14 protein-coding genes and 2 tRNA genes are annotated in these 21,517 nt (G+C 48.8%); 12 read left to right on the top strand and 4 right to left on the bottom strand.

The annotated features are described in order from the left end of the window. Window positions 1-82: 82 nt before the first annotated feature. Window positions 83-1,492, top strand: a complete 1,410-nt coding sequence (locus EL628_RS18735) for a polysaccharide deacetylase family protein (protein WP_126581434.1) — start codon at window positions 83-85, stop codon at window positions 1,490-1,492. Here EL628_RS18735 and EL628_RS18740 read toward each other — a convergent pair. Next, on the bottom strand, window positions 1,489-1,932 hold the full coding sequence (locus EL628_RS18740) for a hypothetical protein (RefSeq protein WP_126581435.1): 444 nt from the start codon (window positions 1,930-1,932) through the stop codon (window positions 1,489-1,491). The two genes, EL628_RS18735 and EL628_RS18740, sit on opposite strands and share 4 nt — an antisense overlap. Window positions 1,933-2,434: 502 nt before the next feature. Between EL628_RS18740 and EL628_RS18745 the strand changes: the two genes are divergently transcribed. From EL628_RS18745 to EL628_RS18760, 4 genes are all read left to right on the top strand, one after another. Beyond that, window positions 2,435-2,507 (top strand) — tRNA-Ala (locus EL628_RS18745). Between the two features lie 317 nt (window positions 2,508-2,824). After that, a tRNA-Ala gene (locus EL628_RS18750) sits at window positions 2,825-2,900 on the top strand. 214 nt (window positions 2,901-3,114) lie between these two features. After that, window positions 3,115-5,592 (top strand): leucine--tRNA ligase, encoded by a 2,478-nt coding sequence (gene leuS, locus EL628_RS18755; protein WP_126581436.1) that lies wholly within the window; start codon window positions 3,115-3,117, stop codon window positions 5,590-5,592. 556 nt (window positions 5,593-6,148) lie between these two features. Further along, the gene (locus EL628_RS18760; RefSeq protein ID WP_126581437.1) at window positions 6,149-6,364 is read left to right on the top strand and encodes a hypothetical protein; all 216 of its coding nucleotides are present in this window, start codon (window positions 6,149-6,151) and stop codon (window positions 6,362-6,364) included. Between the two features lie 167 nt (window positions 6,365-6,531). Here EL628_RS18760 and EL628_RS18765 read toward each other — a convergent pair whose 3' ends face one another. After that, on the bottom strand, window positions 6,532-7,440 hold the full coding sequence (locus EL628_RS18765; RefSeq protein WP_161975602.1) for a phytoene/squalene synthase family protein: 909 nt from the start codon (window positions 7,438-7,440) through the stop codon (window positions 6,532-6,534). A gap of 283 nt (window positions 7,441-7,723) precedes the next feature. Between EL628_RS18765 and recG the strand changes: the two genes are divergently transcribed. Further along, window positions 7,724-10,456: an ATP-dependent DNA helicase RecG gene (gene recG / locus EL628_RS18770; RefSeq protein ID WP_218028947.1), complete on the top strand. Its 2,733-nt coding sequence runs from the start codon at window positions 7,724-7,726 to the stop codon at window positions 10,454-10,456. A 1,266-nt stretch (window positions 10,457-11,722) separates the two neighbouring features. Here the strand turns inward: recG and EL628_RS18775 are convergent. Beyond that, a complete protein-coding gene (locus EL628_RS18775; RefSeq protein ID WP_126581439.1) occupies window positions 11,723-11,968 on the bottom strand; it encodes a hypothetical protein in 246 nt (81 codons plus the stop codon). Window positions 11,969-12,388: 420 nt separating this feature from the next. Between EL628_RS18775 and EL628_RS18780 the strand changes: the two genes are divergently transcribed. The 6 genes from EL628_RS18780 (at window position 12,389) to EL628_RS18805 (ending at window position 20,726) form a co-directional block, all read left to right on the top strand. Next, the gene (locus tag EL628_RS18780) at window positions 12,389-13,765 is read left to right on the top strand and encodes a helix-turn-helix domain-containing protein (RefSeq protein WP_126581440.1); all 1,377 of its coding nucleotides are present in this window, start codon (window positions 12,389-12,391) and stop codon (window positions 13,763-13,765) included. A 99-nt stretch (window positions 13,766-13,864) separates the two neighbouring features. Then, entirely contained in the window at window positions 13,865-14,089 is a 225-nt protein-coding gene (locus EL628_RS18785) for an ATP synthase subunit C-like protein (RefSeq protein ID WP_126581441.1), read from the top strand. 625 nt (window positions 14,090-14,714) lie between these two features. Further along, window positions 14,715-16,469, top strand: a complete 1,755-nt coding sequence (locus EL628_RS18790) for an ABC transporter ATP-binding protein (protein ID WP_126581442.1) — start codon at window positions 14,715-14,717, stop codon at window positions 16,467-16,469. Next, complete coding sequence (locus tag EL628_RS18795) at window positions 16,466-18,226, top strand: ATP-binding cassette domain-containing protein (protein ID WP_126581443.1); 1,761 nt, start codon at window positions 16,466-16,468, stop codon at window positions 18,224-18,226. Before EL628_RS18790 ends, EL628_RS18795 begins: the two co-directional genes overlap by 4 nt. A gap of 158 nt (window positions 18,227-18,384) precedes the next feature. Next, window positions 18,385-19,596 (top strand): acetate/propionate family kinase, encoded by a 1,212-nt coding sequence (locus EL628_RS18800; protein ID WP_126581444.1) that lies wholly within the window; start codon window positions 18,385-18,387, stop codon window positions 19,594-19,596. A gap of 176 nt (window positions 19,597-19,772) precedes the next feature. Beyond that, complete coding sequence (locus EL628_RS18805) at window positions 19,773-20,726, top strand: hypothetical protein (RefSeq protein ID WP_126581445.1); 954 nt, start codon at window positions 19,773-19,775, stop codon at window positions 20,724-20,726. 68 nt (window positions 20,727-20,794) lie between these two features. Here the strand turns inward: EL628_RS18805 and EL628_RS18810 are convergent, their stop codons facing one another. Further along, window positions 20,795-21,469 (bottom strand): HAD family hydrolase, encoded by a 675-nt coding sequence (locus tag EL628_RS18810; RefSeq protein ID WP_126581446.1) that lies wholly within the window; start codon window positions 21,467-21,469, stop codon window positions 20,795-20,797. Between the last annotated feature and the right edge of the window lie 48 nt (window positions 21,470-21,517).

A 21,517-nucleotide genomic window follows, 5' to 3' on the forward strand; every position in this document is an offset into this window, starting at 1 on the left:
GACATATATTTATGTATCAATAAAAATAGAGTGTACTGGTTTATTTTTATACGTGAACAGGATATGGTATAGCGAGTAGCATATGAATAAAAAGACCCCTCCCCAGGCTCGTCTGCTCGTGATTATGGCTAGAATACTGATGATATGTTCTGTAGCTCTCATTCTTTTATCTCTTTTTCTAGGGGCATACGTCTTTCTATCACCTGTCTCAGCAGCACACTCATCCCAACCTCTTACACCAACGACGGCTCAGAAACCTAAAACACATCCGCATCGACCAGTTATTTCTGCCAGTAAATATCAGGGTGAAGTAGGAGCCATCACACAGCTTTATTTTTCGGCACTTATCAATCACCAATACGATGTTATGTGGTCGATGCTGCATCCTGATATTCAGGCCCAATGGGGCAGTCAGGAGGCTTTTGCTACCTATGAGCAGAAACGCTTTCAAGGCTTTACTCTTGGGACCTTTACGAAAGGGAGCGTCAACGATCTTTCTTACTGGATGAATCCTGAAACGATGACACGCTATAATCGCGTCGAAGAACAGGCCATTACCCTCCAGATCACACCAGCAGCGAATCTTGCCACACTACCTATTATTGATCAGCATGCCAGTGATGTGCTGACAAATATACCATGTATCGTCCAACGCGCCTCCCTCTCAGCACATCAGGGCGAGGGCAATCAATGGTATGTACTGAATGGCGGGCCTGCCGATCCTGAAGCGCCACTTCTCCCCCCTATGACACCCGTCAGTCAGAATGTCAATGTTCCAATTTTGATGTATCATTATGTCTCAGAGGTCCCTGCAAATGATCCCAATCCAGAGCTTCGCCGCAGCCTGTCGGTCAGTCCCACTGCTTTTAGTAAGCAACTGGATTATTTAAAAACGCAGGGCTATCATTCAATCACGTTTAATCAGTTGATGAATGCGCTCTACTATGGGGTAGCGCTTCCCAGCAGACCGATTATTTTTACGTTTGATGATGGGTATGTGGATGCCTATACAGGAGCATATCCTGTTTTACGAGCTCATGGCTATTCGGGGATGTTTTATATTATTACTGGCAAGGTTGGCTGGCAGGGACAGGCAAGTTGGGATCAACTCCGAGAGATGCTGGCAAATGGCATGCAGATGGGCTCTCATACCATCCATCATGTAGAGATCGGCAAAACGTATCAGAACTCGCCTGAACAGGCCCAGCAGGAGCTAGAGGTCTCTCAATTGACAATGCAAAAGCAGCTTGGTATGGTCATTCAACACTTCTGCTATCCCAATGGCGATCCTTTTAAAGGCAGTAATGTCACGCTCCAACGCGCGATTACTGCCCTGCTGGATGCACAGGGCTATACCGATGCCACCACCGATCCTGGCCCGACAGGCGTTCTTCAGAAGGGAGCAGATCCCTTTGTTCTGCTTCGCCTGCGCATTGATGGACGCTCATCCCTCAATTTCTTTATCCAACAAATGAAAACATACGAAGGTTAAGGCTCAAGCTCTCCTGTATGAACACGGCGAGCCAGCTCAAACCAGCTCTGTTGCTCCTGGATGGTTGTAGGAAAAGCAAAGATATAAGGCTGATCGTGGTCAGCAGCGGTGCTTAGCTCACATTCCATCCAGCGAACCACTTGAGTATTGATCTTCTTTTGGGCGAGAAACTGCTCAGCCGTCAATGATGCGCTGACCTGCCCCTGGTTCAGGCGCTTCAGCATATCGTCCATTCCATCCTCGGACGAAGCAAAGAAGATACGAATATTCTCTTGTGGAATAGCATGATAGGCTTTTAACAAGGTATTCAAGGCATGTGGCGACGTTAAAATAGTCGAACGCCATTTCCAGGCTGGCTCATTGGTGAGGACTTGTTCTGTAGTTCCAACCTGCACCGGTTGTGGTTGTGCTATACGAAACGCGACACGGTAATAAATCATGCTTCTCCCTCTTTACTCTGCAATCTGTCCGGGCAGAGATCTTCTCTACTTCGTCGCTAACTCCCGTCGGAACACTCTTTTTCAGCCTTCAGACAGGTTTACTCACAGTGCTTTTTTTTTCTGTAAATACTTTCTCTACATCTATCAGAGCAGGTACACAAACAGGCCTCGTTGGCGAGGATGTTTTCTTTCTCCTGGAATAGAAGAGCAGATGAGCCTCTGTCAGGCGCAGAGACAAAACGTATACATGCCTTGTCTGCTATTAGTTCTGAGTGTGCTTGAATACAAGAACGCGGCCCCAATACTGTGTTGAAATCGGGGTCGCTCACCTCGTCCCTTTCACTATACGCTATCAGGCGGCTTTTTTCAGCAGATATGTAACCTTTTACAGGACCTTTTTGCCACTTGATAGAGGACTGAGAGAATAGGAATCTTCACAGCAAATTACCAGACCAAAAAGGCTTTACAAATCTGGTCCACTATGGTAATATCATCGGTGTTCGGGGATGTAGCTCATCTGGTAGAGCGCAGCAATCGCACTGCTGAGGTAAGGGGTTCGAGTCCCCTCATCTCCACTTTGCATACCAATACAGGCAATACGTGGTTTTTCTCACTGCAATCGTCAGGCAAAAAGCCTTGCAAAACGCAAACGTGTATGGTATAGTAAACGCTAGAGCGAAGAGCAGGAGTAGTAGGTCTCACGATTACAGAGAGTAGCTGGTTGGTGTGAGGCTACATAGGTAGACTGAACTCGCCTGTGAGCAATAAGTTTGAACAGCCTGCATAGGACCTTTGGATGGTATATAGGTACTCAGCAGACCAGTAGGACTTGTCGGGGCGTCCGTTATCGCGCATAATGAGAGTAGATCAAAGCGGTTTTACCAATTCGCCTGGGCTTGTAGCGCAGCTGGTAGAGCGCCTCCATGGCATGGAGGAGGTCAGGGGTTCGAGTCCCCTCAGGTCCACCAACACCGCCTACGATCGAACAATCAGGGTGGTACCACGAAAAGATCTTTCGTCCCTCGGGATGAAAGGTCTTTTTCTATTTTCTTCCTACCAATGCTGGTCGGTGTCGCTTTTCTCTTGTGACCTTTTGCTACTCTTTCGTCGCCCTTCTCATTTCAGCACGCAATCATCGTTCATATTAGTATTCAGATTTAGTATTCAGATCGGAGAGGCCTTGTGATTACACGTACGAAATACAATCCCAAAGAGATTGAGAAAAAATGGCAAGAACAATGGGAAGCCGAGCATCTGTATACGGCCAGCGATGACTCACCCAAACCAAAATTTTATCATCTGGTTATGTTTCCCTATCCTTCCGGTGATCTGCATATGGGCCACTGGTACAATTACTCTCCCTTCGATACCTATGGCCGCTTTAAACGGATGCAGGGCTTTAATGTGATGCAACCAATTGGCTTCGATGCCTTTGGACTGCCTGCCGAAAATGCTGCCATCAAACGCGGTATTCAGGCTCGTACCTGGACTCTGTCAAATATCGAGAATATGCGCAAACAGCTGCAAGCCATGGGGGCCCAATGGGATTGGAAACGTGAGGTTATTACGTGCCTGCCCGATTACTATAAATGGACGCAATGGCTGTTCCTGCAATTCTATAAGCAGGGGCTGGCTTATCGCACCAAAGCTCCTGCCAACTGGTGCCCTGGCTGTAATACAACGCTGGCCAATGAACAGGTTCTGGCCGATGGAACCTGCGAACGCTGTGGCAGTCTGGTCATTCGCAAAGAGATCGATCAATGGCTGCTGAAGATCTCTTCCTATGCCGAACGCCTGCTGGACTTTTCAGAGGTGATCGACTGGCCAGAGAAGACGATTACAATGCAGCGCAACTGGATTGGCCGTAGCGAGGGGGCCGAGCTGCGCTTTACGATTGAGGTCGCTGGAGAGCGCGAAGAGATTCCTGTCTTTACGACCCGTCCCGATACCATCTATGGCGCAACGTTCTTTGTTCTGGCTCCCGAACATCCATGGGTCGAGAAGATTACGACTCCCGCTCAGCAAGAGGCGGTCCTGGCCTATGTTGAACAAGCTCGCCGCATGACTGAGATCGAGCGCATGAGTACGGAAAAAGAAAAAAGTGGCGTCTTTACTGGTAGTTATGTCACCAATCCTATTAGCGGCGAACAGGTTCCTGTCTGGATTGCCGATTATGTGCTGATGGGCTATGGCGCTGGCGCTATTATGGGCGTTCCCGCTCACGATCAGCGCGATTTTGAATTCGCACGCAAATTCGGCATTGAGATTCGTGAGGTGGTGCGCCCAGAGGGCGAAGAACCTGGCGATCCTGCCACATGGGATGCCGCTAGAGAGGCCCTGGGCCGCCTGGTTAACTCGGGTCCGTTCGATGGCGCAACTGGACCAGAGGCGAAAGAAAAGATCGTTGCCTTCGCTGAACAGCAAGGGATCGGAAAGGCAATGATTAATTATCGCCTGCGCGACTGGCTGATTAGCCGCCAGCGCTATTGGGGCGCTCCCATTCCCATTGTCTATTGTCCTGAGCATGGCACTGTACCCGTTCCTGAGGATCAACTGCCCGTCTGGCTGCCCGAAAATGTTCAGTTTAAGGCTACGGGAGAGTCCCCGCTGCGCTATGAGCCAGATTTTGTCAATACTACCTGTCCCGTCTGCGGCGGGCCCGCTACACGTGAGACTGATACGATGGATACCTTCATCGATTCGTCCTGGTATTACCTGCGCTATGCCGATCCACACAATAGCGAAGAGGCCTGGAGCGCTGCAAAAATGCAGCAATGGCTGCCCGTCGATCAGTATGTCGGCGGTGTAGAGCATGCCATCCTGCATCTGCTGTACTCGCGCTTTTTTGTCAAAGCTCTGCATGATATGGGACATGTTACCTTTGATGAGCCCTTCAAACGTCTGTTACATCAAGGGATGGTCCTGGGCTCGGATGGTCAGAAGATGTCAAAGTCACGCGGCAATGTTGAGGCCCCCGATCAGTATGTGGAGAAATATGGAGCCGATACTGTACGCTGCTATATGATGTTCATCGGGCCATTTGAAGCCGGCGGCTCGTTCCGCGCCGATAATCTGGAAGGTATCTGGCGCTTCCTGAATCGCGTCTGGACGCTGGTAAGTGATGGCTGGCTGAATGGGGCTGGCAGCGCTAGCGAGACGAAGGAGAGCCAGGCCATCGAACGTCTGCGCAACAAAACTATCAAAAAGGTGACGGATGATCTGAGCCACTTCCGCTTTAATACGGCCCTGGCAGCTCTGATGGAATTCAATAATACTCTGATTAAGCAGCAACCAACAGAGGTGGCACAGAGCGCCGCTTTCCAGCGCTCCCTGGAGACTCTGCTGCAACTGCTGGCTCCAATGGCCCCGCATCTGACCGACGAACTGTGGCACCAGATTGGACATAGTCAGAGTATCCATACAAGCAATTGGCCAACTTTTGAAGAGAGACTGACGATCGATGAAAGCTTTACGCTGGTCTTACAGGTCAATGGCAAGATCCGCGAACGCATCGATGTGGATGCCTCGATTAGCGAGGATGAGGTTCGTGAACTGGCTCTGAGCAACCCACGCATTCAGTCCTTTATTGGTGATTCCACCGTCCAGAAGGTGATTTATATCCCTCGTAAACTGGTGAATATCGTCGTTCGTCCCGCTTAACAGACATCTTTATCACAGGAAGAGGCTTTCAACTGGATGCCTTTTCCTGTGATCTTGCCACCCCCTGTCCATTCCCCTCTTTTCATCACATGAACGTCTTAGAAGTGTGATCAAATGAGTAGCCAATTCTCCATTAGAACCGTGTTATAAATACACCAGTGGCTCCTCGGTGAGACATTTGGTTCATTCATCCCGGCAAATGGAACCTTTCGGGATTTTAAAACGTATATATGACAGATAGCTCAAATGCAGGAACCCGCCTTACAGAGCGGTAGCAATGAGCAGGCCAGACAAATAGTGAACTATTTCACAGCTTCACTGTCAAATACATGATAGCTACTGAATTCTTTTCCGCTTATACTCGTATGGGAGGGCTGGCAGGGAGGATTTGGCAGACACGAGTAGAGGCAAACATATATTTGAAAAAATGTACTTCCCAACGTCTTCTTTATGAGAATATCTTTCTCTCGAAAGGGCGCGGGAAGAATTCCAACAAAGTGGAAGGAATGCAGTGTAGACAAAACGCCCACAAAATTGGCGCTGGTGGAAGGATAGAATGATGAACACACGGCCTCTGGAAATGATTACACAGATCAACGATGAAGTATCAGAAACCGATCAATTAGCCCGGAGCGGATTCTCTTCCGATGAGATTATTTCTCTGCTCTGGCTCCGTCAATGGTATCAACACGGTGGGAGTGACCGCGCCGAGATCTTACGCAACCTCGAATATCTTAAGGCACTGCTCGTCAACGGCAAAATCGAATTGTAAGCCGCCTGGCTGCAAGTACCAGATCTCAGATCAACCACATTCTCACATTTCTATTTGAGCCTGACCTGATAGCCTTAGATCAGGCTCCCGCCCCAATTTTCAGCAGGTCCTCTCCTTTTTTCTCCGTTCATACGTGACGTTTCATGGGCAAGACGTTGCAAGAAAGCTCACCTCACATACAGGTCAAACTGTTGCATAAACCAATGGGTAGAGACGGTCATAAGCTTGGTCTTCAATGGAACGCTGGCTCTCTGAGTAAACACATTATAATTATTAAGACGAATACGATCTAGAATACGTCGATACAGGGTTCCACTAAGGCGTACGGCCAGTTGACAGTCAGTATCTAGTAATGCAATTCCGGGCTGGGCTTTGCGATAATACTCATTGGCACGCTCCATCTGAAAACAGATTAAATCGCGAAAGGCATGGTTAATGACTCCATTCATGAGCTCTTCTTCACTATACCCAAACCGGTGGATCTCATCCATTGGTAGATAGATTCGGTTACGCCTGGCATCTTCCCCTACATCACGCAGGATATTCGTTAATTGTAATGCCACACCCAGCTCTACTGCATGAGGTAAAGCCTCCTCGCTGTGATACCCAAAAATCGGCGAGGTCAGCAGGCCCACGGTTCCTGCCACACGATAGCAATACAGATAGAGATCTTCAAAGGTCTGATAACGATTCATTGTCAGATCCATTGCTACGCCATCTAACAGCTCCAATGCTGGCTGTAATGGCACTGCATAGTGCTCTAACATCTCACTCCAGGCGCGCTGTACAGGATTATCACCAGCCCGACCAGTTTCATAAATACGGGTCAGTCCTTCTCGCCATTCATCTAGGGCTCTCTCTGGAGAACTCGAGCCACAGAGATGTCCCACAGCAGGCCCATCCACTGCCTCATCCACAATATCGTCAATGACCCGACATAGAGCATAGACGGCCCAGACGGCACGCCGCTTCGCTGGTGGCAAAAAGATGGACCCCCAGTAAAAGGTTTTCGATGCACGCTGCGTCACTTGACGGCAATACTCGTAGGCATCAGTCACCAGTTCCTGTCGCATCATAGCTCTCCTATTCATTTTTACATACAATGTACGCCTACGTTTCTTCTTACCAGACGCTCCACGATACACCCTGCAAGGAAACGATCAGCCTCTACTATCAGTATAGATGCGGTTTCCAGATAGAAATGGGTAACTTCTTTACAAGAGCAGAGAACCAGGCAGCTTAGCCAAAAAGCGAGATGGATTCATAGTACTCATACTTGACACTTGTTCCAACTACCCTCTATTATGGGAACTGAACATTTTCCGTAGCGCCACAGATTTGAAATCTAGCCAGAGTATCATGCTAAATCAAAATACCACCGTACTTGCTCCTTCTGTTGAACGAGCACGAAAGATATTACAACACGAACAACGGACGAACCATCAAGATCAGGCTATCCGCCCCGGCGGCCTGGAGGCTTTCACTGCCCGCTGGTATGATGAGGCATCTGCGCTCTGTCAGCAGAGCGGGCTGGATAGTGCGCCGCTTCGCCGTTTTGTAACTTTATTGACGGGCTATCGACAGCAAGATCCTATGCAGCGCGCCTCTACTCTACGAGCAGCCCTTGCGCTCCTCAATGAGATCGATGGGCAGTCTCCTGGTAGTTCTTCACTTTCAGCGCCCGTTGAGAACAATTCAGCTCCTCCTTCCGAAAATAGCCGTAGCTCGCCAGCCAGTAGTAGCTCAGATTATACCCCAAAACACGCAAAAAAGATGAGTGCTCCAATCAGTTTGGAAGAGACTGAGCCGCATCCAGAGCCTGCCTTTGAGGTTGGCAGACCTCTCCAGAGTCCACCCCCCTCGCCTCCCAATTCTGTACGCCTGGAGGCTGGGATGACGACTGGACATACATCGCTGACTCTGCTAAGAGCCGATATTACTGCGATTCCCGGCGTGGGTCCCAGCGCTGCTACGCGCTTACATGCTTTAGGTCTTCGTACTATCCAGGATCTGCTCTTCTATTTTCCGCGTGAACATCGCGATTATAGTCAGCTCACGAAGATTGGTCAGATCCCTTTTAATGAGCTGGTCACAACGATGGGTCTGATCTGGGATGTCAAACTTCAGCGCACCGCCAACGGACGTAGTCGCACCATTGCTGAGATCTCCGATGAGACTGGTAAGCTCTATGCCTCCTGGTTTAATCAGAGCTATCTCCAAAAACAGCTCAATACAGCCAAGGGCTCCTATATTGTTGTTACCGGTGAGAAGCGCCGCTTTGGCAATAAGGTTGAGTTCTCTGTCCGTAGCCATGAGCTCCCTGAACAGGGCGATCTCTTAAGCACTGGACGCCTGGTTCCTATCTATCCACTGACTGAAGGCCTGCATGCTAAAACGATGCGCCGCTATACTAAGTGGGTCGTTGATCGCTATGCTCAGATCGTGCCAGAACATTTGCCAGCCTCTATCAGGCATACCGGCAATCTCATTCCACTATCTGAAGCTATCTCTCATATTCATTATCCTGAGAGTGAAGAGATGCGAGCTGCGGCACATCGCCGGCTGGCCTTTGATGAGCTCTTTATTATTCAATTAGGAATGCAAGAGCGCCGTAGCCGCTGGGCTCGCGAGGCGAAACAGGGCAATGCATTTCTGATTGATACCGCAAAGATCTTCATTGAACAGCCCAATGAACCTGCTCTGGCAGCCATCCATCGAGCTCAACCTGCTCCCAGGGTGGCAGCTGCACCAACATTAGGGGCAACGCTCTGGTCTGTGTTCGCATCCGATGAACCCTTTGAGGCGACACTGCCCTTTACCTTCACGCCTGCTCAGCGACGCGTCATCTGTGAGATCTTTGCCGATCTGGCCAGGAGCAGGCCCATGTCCCGTCTCCTTCAAGGCGATGTCGGTGCAGGTAAGACAGCCGTGGCCGCAGCAGCCCTTCTGATGGCAGCCCTCAATGGCTATCAGGGAGCAATTATGGCCCCTACGGAGCTGCTGGCTGAACAGCATGCACGTAGCATCAGCAAGATGCTCGAACCGTTTGGAATCCATACCGTTCTCCTGACCGGAAGCCAGAAGCAGCGCGAACGTTCCCAGGCCCGCTCCGCTCTCGAAAGTGGACAGGCTGCGGTGGCAATTGGCACTCATGCCCTTATCCAGGAGGATGTGATCTTTTCTCAGTTAGGCCTTGTGATTGTGGATGAACAACATCGCTTCGGCGTTGAACAGCGCGATGCTCTCAGGCAGAAGGGCAATCATCCTCATATGCTGGTCATGACTGCAACTCCGATCCCACGTACGCTGGCTTTGACCCTGTATGGAGATCTCGATGTTTCCGCGATCGATCAGCTTCCACCTGGACGTCAGAAGATTATTACGCGCTGGCGAACAGGGGCTCGTCGCTCTGAAGCGTATACGACCATTGCGCATCAGGTGGCCGAGGGACGGCAGGCGTTTATTATCTGCCCTTTAATCGAAGAGTCCGATTCATTGGCCGCTAAGGCTGCGGTGAGCGAACATGAACGGCTTCAACGCGAGGTCTTTCCTAACCTGCGGCTGGGGCTTCTTCATGGTGGGATGAAGGCGCAGGAGAAGGATGAGATTATGCACCGCTTCCGCGATCACCAACTAGATATCCTTGTGGCAACTTCGGTGATTGAGGTTGGGATCGATGTGCCTAATGCAACCGTGATGGTGATTGAAGATGCCGACCGCTTTGGTCTCTCCCAGCTCCATCAATTCCGTGGGCGCGTGGGGCGCGGCAAACATCAATCCTATTGCTATGTTCTGAGTGCCGATGCCAGTATGCAAGCTCAAGATCGATTAGGGGTCTTTCAAGAGACAACCGATGGCTTCCGCCTGGCTGAAGAGGACCTTCGTCTCCGAGGCCCTGGCGATTTCATTGGGGTTCGCCAGAGCGGTATGCCCGAGATGCAGATTGCTGATCTCAGCGATACTGTTCTGATTGAGCAAGCACGTACTCTGTCTGGCCAGCTCTGGGAGAGCGATCCCTACCTCCGTAAGCCAGAACACGCTCCCTTACGGGAAAAGATGCATCTCTTCTGGCAACAATTTATGGCACATTAACCATTAAAGCCCGAAAAAATCATTTTCGCATGAATAAACTTTCAAGTAGGGCGTCTCTTTCCTCTGTTCCCATTCCGCTGTGTGAGCCCCTCCATAGCTCAATGGGAAACGGGAAATGGGAACAGAAGCTATGGTGGGGCTCACACAGCGGAGCTTCGAGATGCGGAAGGAGACGCCCTACTTGTTTTGTGCTGTCAGACTTTATTTCAAATATAAAATGATGTAAAGTAGGGAAAGTCGCTTGTCTCTTTCCTCTGGTCCCACTGCGCTATGTGAGCCCCTCCATAGGTCAATGAGAAATGGGAAATGGGAACAGAAGCTATGGTGGGGCTACCATTATAGAAGGGGATGTTTAGGCAGGAGACAAGCGACCTGCCCTACTGTTTTATCACATCATGATCTATTTTGCGTATAAAAAGATGTAAAGTAGGGAAAGTCGCTTGTCTCTTTCCTCTGGTCCCACTGCGCTATGTGAGCCCCTCCATAGCTCAATGGGAAACGGGAAATGGGAACAGAAGCTATGGTGGGGCTCACACAGCGGAGCTTCGAGATGCGGAAGGAGACAAGCGACCTTCCCTACTTGTTTTGTGCTGTCAGACTTTATTTCAAATATAAAATGATGTAAAGTAGGGAAAGTCGCTTGTATCTTTCCTCTGGTCCCACTGCGCTCTGTAAGCCCCTCCATAGCTCAATGGGAAATGAGAAAGGATGTTATGGTGGGGCTCACACAGCGGAGCTTCGAGATGCGGAAGGAGACAAGCGACCTTCCCTACTTGTTTTGTGCTGTCAGACTTTATTTCAAATATAAAATGATGTAAAGCAGGGAAAGTCGCTTGTCTCTTTCCTCTGGTCCCACTGCGCTATGTGAGCCCCTCCATAGCTCAATGGGAAACGGGAAATGGGAACAGAAGCTATGGTGGGGCTACCATTATAGAAGGGGATGTTTAGGCAGGAGACAAGCGACTGTTTTATCACATCATGATCTATTTTGCGTATAAAATGATGTAAAGTAGGGAAAGCCGCTTGTCTCTTTCCTCTCTCCTGGCTCCGCTGTGTGAGCCCCACCATAGCTCAATGGGAAAGGATGGTATGGAGGGGCGACCATGCTGGCGCTTCTCAATTCAGGAAGGAGTCACACACAAATGTGTGCTCCCTCTGCCCATCAAGACCTGAGAGAGCACACAATGAAACAAAAGAAAAAATTTTGATCGTAGCAAATACAATCTTCAGGTTGTACCAGATGAATAATTACAGAGTAGAAAAGTATCAATGCTGACCTTGCTTCCCTGCAATCTTATCAATGTACAGCTCACAAACAATATGGACAGCATCCTGCTGACCAATATAATGGGCCAGTTCTTCCTGGCGATCACCAATCTTCTCCATCCGGGCACGAATAAAATCATGCCGCGCAACACCCGCTGCAAAATGACTAAATCCTCTTTGCATCGATTCCAACTCATCGGCAATCTGTTGCCGTAATCTGGCAACCTCACTTACATGTTCGTGCACACTCTGCTCCTTCCATACCATATCAACCTTTAACTATATTGGTTATATCCTCTTTCCTCTCTCTTTAACAGCAAAAATACGTATCTTACTCTCATGTAGAGATAAGAAAATATAACGCTGTACATCCGACCAACATTTGTTATTCATCTCATTTTATAACGTTTTATCATTTTTGCATCGGAGTATTGACATAACACTGCTGAATCATTCAAAATATACACATTCGAAATATACACACTCGAAATATACAAATATCGGAACAAAAAGTGTTGTACGATCCTGCTTTTGGGATGATAGTCTAAGTATCTCAAGATTTTATGTATGGTAGAGCAAGCGAGATGATAGGCATGATTTCTCTCTTATCCTGTTTCATCTCCTCGGGTCATCCTATACTGGCTATCACGACAGGAGGTGATTGCGATGACCACACCCAATAACCGCCTGGAGGCGGCCCGTTTACAACGTCGCTGGAGTGTTGAAGTGGCAAGTAGTAAGATTGGAGTGAGTGTGAATACATATAACCGTTGGGAACGGGGTCTTCAGGTCCCTCAATTAGAGACGTTGGATCTTCTTTGTCGCGCCTTCGCTATGTCACCAGAAGAGCTTGGCTTCGCTCATGCGATCAGTGCTAAACGCCGGACCAGCCGCAGATCCCCTCACAAGGTTCATCCAATGACAGAGATGGTCACTTCTTTGCCCGACCTTCCTGCCGAGCTCCTGTACCATGAGCAGACAACGTTCGTTGAGGCCGAGGTGTTCGAACAGACAAAAAGAAACCTTGAGCATATAAATGTGCCACAACTACTCGAAAATGAAGAAATATCCCGCAAACAGGCTATTGCTCTCTTGATTAGTGCTCCCGCCGCCGTTTTAAGCGTGAGTCAGGGCAGCGCTATGACTATTTTACATCCAGAAGAATCACTCGCGCTCAGTAGCGTGAACCTTCCTCTCTGCTGGCAGCTCTATACCGAAGGTGGGCTCCTGGAATTAGCTCAGGTCTTACCTAGCTATCTCGCTCATCTCTTACAACTGGCTCAACAGAGCTCTCCCTATCAAGCAAAGGCTGCGGCGCTCGCGTCTCAGACGCTTCAATTATCAGCACTTTGTTCTCTGCATAAGCTGGATTTTGGGACGTCACTCAAACAATTGCAAGACGCATGCTCCTACGCTTCGCTTGCAGATAATACCAATTTGCTGCTGGCCACAACTCTCCGTCTGGCTGAGCTCTTTCTCTATCTACAACGTTCACAACAAAGCCTCACTACTTATGAGGAGGCCTTACACGTAAGCTCTCATTGCACACCCCTCCTCCAGGGCTCTCTCTTCGTCCAGCTGGCTGTGGTCTACGCCCATTATGGTGAGGAAGAGGTTGCACTGAAATATCTTGAACTGGCTCGTCAGACCTTTCCGCAGCAACCAGAAGAGGATTCGAGCTTCCCTTTTACACAATTCCACCATACAAACCTCCACCTCCATGAGGCGCGGGTCTACCTCCACTTGCAACAGCCACAACAGGCCTCTCAAGCTTTACTGCGTACAGATGAGGCATCCATCATGTATCAGACTCCTATCTACGCTGAGATACTCTTGCTCAAAGCAAGAATAATGCTGGCCCTTGAAGAATGTGATCAGACATGTCGGCTACTTGCAGAAGCAGTCGATGCTGCTCTGCACCTGGGGAGCCACTTTTACTACCAGATAGCCAGTACGCTCTACAATCAAGCTCAATTACGATGGCGACATGAGAAATGCATTCAAGCAATCAGTGAGCTCTTCGATCAAGAATTTCCTGGTTAAATCTCGCTTCGCACATCTTGTTTTTTACGCTCTAAATCCATTACAATAAATAATGTAACGTTTCGATCTATAAGATTTCTTTCACTGAAAGGAGACATTATGCCTACACAAGCCCTTGCAGTCGCACTGGCTATCGGATTGGGTGCTATCGGTGCCGGTATTGCAATTGCTTTTACTACTTCTCAAGCGTATGTTGCGATTGGACGTAATCCCAGCGCAGAACCAGCTATTCGCACCAATTTTATTCTTGGCCTGGTCTTTGCTGAGACCCTGGCTATCTATTCGTTGCTGATTGCGGCCCTCTTACTCTTCCACACCTTTTAACTATTGTATCCCGTCTCATAACCCCATGCTGACAAGAGCACTGGCTCTTGTCGGTGGAAATATTTTCAGGTATCACTTTTCCCTCCTCTCCCACTTGACAAATCTTCTCTATCCAGTTAATCTTATAGAGACGGTACAATCCATTCAAAAATCTTCATGTCTTCAGAGGAGCTACTATGCCAGACTGCCAGTAATACTGTATCGCTTCATCTCAATGGTGAAAACAGCACATACATCAGAGCCCTGTTGCAAAAACTGAGGGTTTCCTTGTGCTATGAATGGCGCTTGATACGGTACAAAGGCAGATTTGGAAATTGAGCTGTCTACTCTGAGTTGCATGGGGTTCTCCTTCCTTATGCTTCCTCAAGTTATATGCGTCTCCTCGCTTAAAAAAGCAGCCCATGTACAACCAGACAGAAATCTGTGCCAGCTTCCATATGTTGTCGTTCTTTATCGGACCGCAAAGCATAGTACATTCTGCTGCCCACAATGGCTTTTTTTAAAGCTGCCTGCCATTCTTTGCTCTTTTTTTCACCTCGAGTAAGCGCCCACTCTGTTTTGATTTGTGATCTAACCACCTTTTTCTGATCTGGTAGAGAGCATTGAATTGAAAGGAATATACTGCGTGACCTCACAACCGTTTAAACGTTCCCTGGCTTTGCTAGCTCGCTATCTCCAGCCACAATGGCTAAAAACGCTTTTGATGGCGCTTATGCTATTACTAAGTATTGCTTTGCAGCTCTATAATCCACGCATTCTCAGTTCGTTTATCGATGCCACAGCTACCCATGGAATCTCAACTGACCTGATCTGGCTGGCCTTGCTCTTCATCTGCATGACGATTATCACAAAGTTAGCTACTGTTGTGTCTAACTATTTATGTGAGAATGTGTCATGGACTGCCACCAATCTGATGCGCAACGATCTGCTTTCGCACCTGCTCACGCTTGATCAACAGTTTCATAAGGAACATACATCTGGTGAGCTTCTGGAGCGCATCGATGGCGATGTCAATGTGCTGGCGAACTTTTTTTCGCAATTCATTGTTCTCCTTCCGTTCCATGCACTCCTGCTGATTGGTATGTTGATCTCTCTGACGATTATCAACTGGTTATTAGGTTGTGTGCTGGGGCTGTATTGCGTTGCGGTGGTTGGCTTTCTGGTCTGGATGCGCCGCCCTGCACCCAATCGCTGGCGCATCGCGGATCAGGCTCGAGCAGATCTGTTTGGCTTTCTGGGCGAAGCCTTTTCAGCTCTTGAAGATGTCCGTCCTAATGGGGGAACCCCTTATATCTGGCAGCATTTCTATCAGCATTTTCAGCGCTGGTATACCACAACGTGCAAAGCTGGTTGGTCTGGAGGATCGCCCTGGATTATCTCTCAACATCTGTTCCGTCTCGGTGGTATTGTTGGTCTGGTCCTGGGGGCATATCTCTGGACGCGGGGATTGGCAACACCTGGAACGGTCTATCTGATCTTTAGTTATTCAAGTCTGCTGATGCAACCTCTTGAGCAACTTCAGTGGCAGATTCAGGATCTCCAGCAGGCTCAGGCGTCCATTCAACGTATTGATCAATTACTTCTTCATTCATCAAGTTTGAAGAATGGCACAGGCAAGATGCCAGCGTCTGGACCGCTGGAGCTATCGTTTGAGCATGTCACTTTCGGCTATACCCCCGAGAGACCCATTTTTAAGGATCTCTCGCTTACGCTACCAGCAGGCCATGTCCTTGGCCTGGTTGGACGCACGGGATCAGGAAAGACAACGATGGCTCGGTTGCTCTTTCGCATGTATGATCCGCAGGAGGGCGCGATCAAACTCAATGGAGTTGCACTTACGGAGATGCATCTGCCAGATCTGCGACGACGGCTGGGGCTCATTACTCAGGATGTTCAGTTATTCAATGCCTCGGTGAGGGATAATTTGACCTTTTTTAATACGGCTATTCAGGATGAGACGATTTTGCAAGCCTTCCAGAAGGTGGGATTGTACGATTGGTACTCTACGTTGCCCCGGGGATTGGAGACGAAAATTGGCAACGGGGAGTATGGGCTCTCTGCTGGTGAGGCTCAGCTCCTGGCCTTTGTCCGCTCTCTCCTGGCTCAGCCAGATCTCATCATTCTGGATGAGGCTTCTTCTCGGCTCGATCCTCTCTCAGAGCAGCGGCTTGAACAGGCCATTGAACAGCTGTTTACAGGTCGCACTGGCATTATCATCGCGCATCGTCTGGCAACACTTGAGCATGTGAGCGATATTCTGGTGCTTGAGGATGGCAATATCATAGAGTTTGGATCGCGCGCCGAACTAATGGCCTCTCCCAACTCCCATTTTGCTCGTCTGTTGCAACTTGAATTAGAAGCAGGAGCAATGCTTGTATGAAAACATATCAACTTCTCGGTGGCCTGATTCGCTATCGACTTTTCTACCAACTTCGCTCGATTGCAATCGGACTCATTCTGGATGCAGCAATACTGGCCAGTGGACTCTGGATGCAAGATCTTTTTAATACGTTGTCAGCAAGACAGCCACATTTTGATGGGCATCTCTGGTGGCTTCTACTCCTGATTATCTCAGCAAGCTTACTACAAATGGGTGGTCAGTTTATTGGCTTCGATAATACGTTGAAGACGCACTATCCCGTACGAGGTCTGATGATGCGTAATGTCCTGGCCCGGCTCTTTCAACTTCCGGCTGCCAGTGCTTTAGCCGTCTCGCCGGGTGAGGCAATGAATACGCTTCGTGACGATACAGAAGTTGTGGCCTATGGACCTGGAATAGGACTACTCGGTCAGGTCGTCATGGTTGTGATTGCTGTGGTTATTCTTATTCGTCTGAATGCTCTGCTTACTCTGCTGGTGCTCGCATCCCTGGTGCTTATAGTGCTGATAGCACAACGCTGGCAGAAAAAGATTGCGACCTATCGTGAGGCTAATCGCAATGCAACAGGCTACGTGACAGGGATGATCAGTGAGATTCTGTCTGCGGTGCAAGCCATCCAGGTCGCTCAGGCAGAGAAGACTGTCATGGAGCACTTCCGAACCATCAATGCGCAACGACTGCATACACAGTTGCGCGATCGCCTGCTCAACGATACGGTGGACGCAATCCTGGGCAATATTGCTGGTCTGGGCACAGGCCTGATCCTGTTTCTCGCAGCGATCTTTGCTTATTCAAACCATTTGCAAGTCGGTGACATCACTCTCTTTATCGCCTATATCGGTTTTATTACCAACTTTCTGCTCAATATTGGAGGAACACTGACAAACTATACACGCACAACAATCTCTTTCCGCCGATTGCTCACACTTATGCAAGGAGGCAAAACGTTGGTTGAGCCTCATTCTCTGAGCGAGAAACATCTGGAGGTTCGACAACAAGTACAGGCTGAGCCTTTGCAGACCTTGCGTGTTACCAATCTTACTTATCGCTACCCTGAGTCAGGACGAGGAATCGAGGGGATTTCATTTCAGATCCAACAAGGGACGGTGACAGCTCTTGTTGGACGTGTAGGGGCTGGAAAAACGACGCTTGTTCGCTCTCTCCTGGGTCTGCTCCCTCACACAGAAGGAGAGATCTATTGGAATGAGACACTCATCGAGCAACCTGACGAGTTTTTTGTGCCACCTCAGGCTGGCTACACTCCTCAGGTTCCTCATCTCTTTAGCTCTACATTACAAGAGAATCTGTCAGTGGGACGTCTTACTGATGAGGAGCTGCTACAAAAAGCCGCTTATCTGGCAGTCTTTGAGAAAGATGTGGCTGGCTTTCCAGATGGGATGCAGACGGAGATTGGAACAAACGGTATGAAGCTTTCAGGTGGGCAAGTGCAAAGAACTGCCGCAGCTCGTATGCTTCTGGGTCAGGCGCAAGTATTAGTCATGGATGATCTCTCCAGTGCGCTCGATGGCAGGACTGAGCAGCTACTGTGGGAGCGATTGTTACATGAACAGAAAGGAACACAAACCTATCTGGTTATCTCGCATCGCCGCGCTATTCTTGAGCAGGCCGATCAGATTCTGCTTCTCGAGGATGGTAGAATAAGCGATCAGGGGACGCTTAATGACCTTCTCAAGCGCTCAGCCACTATGCGCAGTCTCTTTAGACAACAATCTTCTGAAGAGACAATACCTGCCTGAGGTGAAAGACTGGATCTGGACTGACCCCTCTTAGCACTATTCACGTTCAGCGCGACGTATAATAGAACGGTCGATGATAGGCGTTCACAATTCATCTATCATTGACCATAAATAAGGCGCAGATATCGCTTTTGATAAAGTGAGGGCATACTATTGCAATGAAAATACTTGTACTCAATGCTGGCTCCAGTAGCCAGAAATGTCGTTTATACGCTATTGACCAGAATCCCAGCCTTGAACCTCTAACTCCCCTCTGGGAGGCCAATGCCGATTGGACCAAGGAGAAAGGAAGTACAGAGATTAAAATCAAGGCGAATGGTCAGACAGAGGTACAAAAAGTTCCTGCCGGGACCCGCTTAGAGATTACGCATCAAATGATAAAGACACTCTGGAATGGCAAGACTCGCGTTATCTCTGGACCTGAAGAGATCTCTGTCGTAGGGCATCGGGTCGTTCATGGTGGCCCTGACTATCGCGAAAGTGTCCGCATCACCCCTGAAGTTCAGGCAACTATTGAACGGCTGATCCCATATGCTCCACTTCATAATCCTGCTGCGCTCGATGGTATGAAAGCGACTGAGCAGATTCTAGGGCAGATTCCTCAAGTCGCCGTCTTCGATACTGCCTTTCACAGTACTATCCCCCAGGAAGCAGCCATCTATCCTGGACCCTATTCGTGGTATGAACAAGGCATTCGACGCTATGGCTTCCATGGTACAAGTCATCTCTATTGCTCCCAGCGCAGCGCTCATATTCTCAAACGCGATGTGAAGACACTGCGGATTGTGAATTGTCATCTTGGCAACGGCTGCTCCCTGGCTGCAATCCGCAATGGCCAGAGCGTTGATACCACTATGGGATTTACACCGCTCGAGGGCTTGATGATGGGGAGTCGATCAGGGACTGTCGATCCCAGTATCCTGATCTATCTTCAACGCGAACATGGATATAGCGCCGATAGACTGGATCAGGTCCTGAATAAGGAATCCGGTGTCCTGGGTATCTCTGGCATCTCTGGCGACATGCGTACATTGGAAAAAGCTGTCGATGAGGGAAATGAACGTGCTAAGCTGGCACTTGCTATCTATATCTATCGCATTACCTACTTTATTGGTGCTATGGTTGCCTCTCTCGGTGGAATCGATGTCCTTTCCTTTACAGCAGGCGTTGGTGAAAATGATCGTCTTGTACGAAGTAGCGTCTGTGAAAGGCTGGGCTTTCTCGATCTAAAGATAGATCAGAGCTTGAATGAGCAATCCCTGGCCGATACTGACATCGCCACTCCCGATTCTAGAGTACGTGTGCTCATCGTTCGCACTGAAGAAGATTGGGAGATTGCCCGCGAATGCTGGCAGAATCTTCATAGCTAAACGTTGCTCCCGAACTACAAAAACAGCTTTGTCTCAAAAAGGCCTCTTGCGAGACAAAGCCCCTCTTCATTACAAAGTGAAACTACACAGATAACTTCTGCGTGCTTATAACAGAGTAAAACATAAACACAAAAAAATACGAATGAGGGCATTTTGCAGATAGAAGGAGAACTTACATGGCGAAAATTACGAATGTCAGTCAAGCCAGACTCGATAAGGTAAAAGATACCGCGCAGCTCGCCTACGATACTGCCAAAGATAAGGCTCAGCTAGCCTACGACAATGCCAGAGAGACAACCCAGTCTGCTTATGATAGCGCTAAACATACTGTCCAGGGGGTCTATAGTTCATCAAAGGATACCTCTTCGGATATTTATGGACATACGCGCAAGACCACCAAACCAGGTGCCAAAAAAGCTCAAAATCTTTTGATCGCTGGTACGGGCCTGGCTGGCCTGCTGCTTCAAGACAATAAGAAGAAAGCAGATAAGAATACCAGGCAGGTGCAAAAAAACCTGAAAAAGTCGCAGAACAATCTCCTGGATACCTATAGCAGCAGCGCTGATAGGGCACAGGAGGTCTATAACGCAAGCATTGCTAAGGCTCAGGATGTCCTACAAAGTAGCCTGGAATATGCGCAAGATGCGTACGAGAAAAATGCCAAAAAGGCTCAGAAAAACTTGAAAGAGCTGCAAGGAGTGATGCAGGATAATTTAGGGGCTGGTGTTAATAGGACTCAAGATACCTTCCAGGCAGGCTTGACCGCTGCTCAGGTGGCGTACGAGAAAAATGCTAAAAAGGCTCAGAAAAACTTGAAAGAGCTACAGGCTCCGGTCCAGGACACACTGACCACTGGTGTCGCCAGCACTCAGGAGATCTTTGATAAGAGCTCGAAAAAAGCGGCAAAGAGCCTTCAACAGGCCAGGAGCAATGCCAGAGACTTCAGCGATTCGGTGCAGGATCAGTACTCACAGTATCAGCGCAAACGCAAGCGCAATAAGGCGATCTTCCGCTGGGGCTTGCTTATCGGTGTTGTGCTCACGCTGCTCTATACCCCCATTAAAGGTTCAGAGACGCGCGCTCGCATCATTGCTCTCTGGAACAAATACAACACCTACCTGGGCTTCTAACAACGAGGTAGTGTAAACGAACGGGGTCTGGAACCGATGAGCTCCAGACCCCGTTTCAGGCATCACTCCTATCCTTTATAAGCCAGAGGTGATGCATCATAATGCTCCAGAAGGTCTGCTGGATCATCGTAAACCGCCATCGCTCCTTGAAGATCTTCTCCATTCCAGCCTCCACTACGCAAGGCAATCGTCTGAATATGGACTTTTTGAGCCGCCTCGATATCATAGATTGTATCGCCCACCATCACAACTTCATCGGCATGATTACCAGCCTTCTTTAAAGCGACCTGCATAATATCAGGATCGGGTTTCGAAGCCGGAGCATCTTTAGCAGCGGCTTCTTGCTCAAATAACTGCTCAACATCTGGTCCAATGAGCTGCAAGAGACTTTTGAGCTCTTCTTCCTCGGCAGATGTCGCAATCACCAGCTTAAGACCATGATCATGCATAGCCTGTAACAGTTCTTTTGCCTGCGGAAACGGTTTAACTGTGGAAAAATACTTCGCTTTGAAAAGCTCTTTTCGGCGCTGGGTAATCTTCTTGCCCTCCTCACTCTCTTTCTCAATTCCTAGAATCTCAGGCAAGACCTTATCTCCCCCCATACCGATGAGTCGACGAACGTTCTCAAAAGGAATCTGATGCCCATAATCCTTCATGGCTTCTATCCAGGCATGCGCATGAGCATCATTACTATCAACCAGCGTACCATCCACGTCTAAGATCACTGCTTGCAACGTTCTCATTGTATCTCCAACTTTCTTTATGACTCGTTTCAATCTATCGGTAACACG

Origin of the sequence: Tengunoibacter tsumagoiensis (assembly GCF_003967535.1) — a bacterium.
In the GTDB taxonomy this organism is placed as follows: domain Bacteria; phylum Chloroflexota; class Ktedonobacteria; order Ktedonobacterales; family Ktedonobacteraceae; genus Tengunoibacter; species Tengunoibacter tsumagoiensis.

Bases quoted from the DNA above. Each gene is read 5' to 3' on its own strand.
- EL628_RS18740 (WP_126581435.1), bottom strand. From the start codon at position 1,932: ATGATTTATTACCGTGTCGCGTTTCGTATAGCACAACCACAACCGGTG.
- EL628_RS18810 (WP_126581446.1), bottom strand. From the start codon at position 21,469: ATGAGAACGTTGCAAGCAGTGATCTTAGACGTGGATGGTACGCTGGTT.
- EL628_RS18765 (WP_161975602.1), bottom strand. From the start codon at position 7,440: ATGATGCGACAGGAACTGGTGACTGATGCCTACGAGTATTGCCGTCAA.
- EL628_RS18795 (WP_126581443.1), top strand. From the start codon at position 16,466: ATGAAAACATATCAACTTCTCGGTGGCCTGATTCGCTATCGACTTTTC.
- EL628_RS18760 (WP_126581437.1), top strand. From the start codon at position 6,149: ATGATGAACACACGGCCTCTGGAAATGATTACACAGATCAACGATGAA.
- EL628_RS18780 (WP_126581440.1), top strand. From the start codon at position 12,389: ATGACCACACCCAATAACCGCCTGGAGGCGGCCCGTTTACAACGTCGC.
- EL628_RS18800 (WP_126581444.1), top strand. From the start codon at position 18,385: ATGAAAATACTTGTACTCAATGCTGGCTCCAGTAGCCAGAAATGTCGT.
- EL628_RS18805 (WP_126581445.1), top strand. From the start codon at position 19,773: ATGGCGAAAATTACGAATGTCAGTCAAGCCAGACTCGATAAGGTAAAA.
- EL628_RS18735 (WP_126581434.1), top strand. From the start codon at position 83: ATGAATAAAAAGACCCCTCCCCAGGCTCGTCTGCTCGTGATTATGGCT.
- EL628_RS18785 (WP_126581441.1), top strand. From the start codon at position 13,865: ATGCCTACACAAGCCCTTGCAGTCGCACTGGCTATCGGATTGGGTGCT.
- recG (WP_218028947.1), top strand. From the start codon at position 7,724: ATGCTAAATCAAAATACCACCGTACTTGCTCCTTCTGTTGAACGAGCA.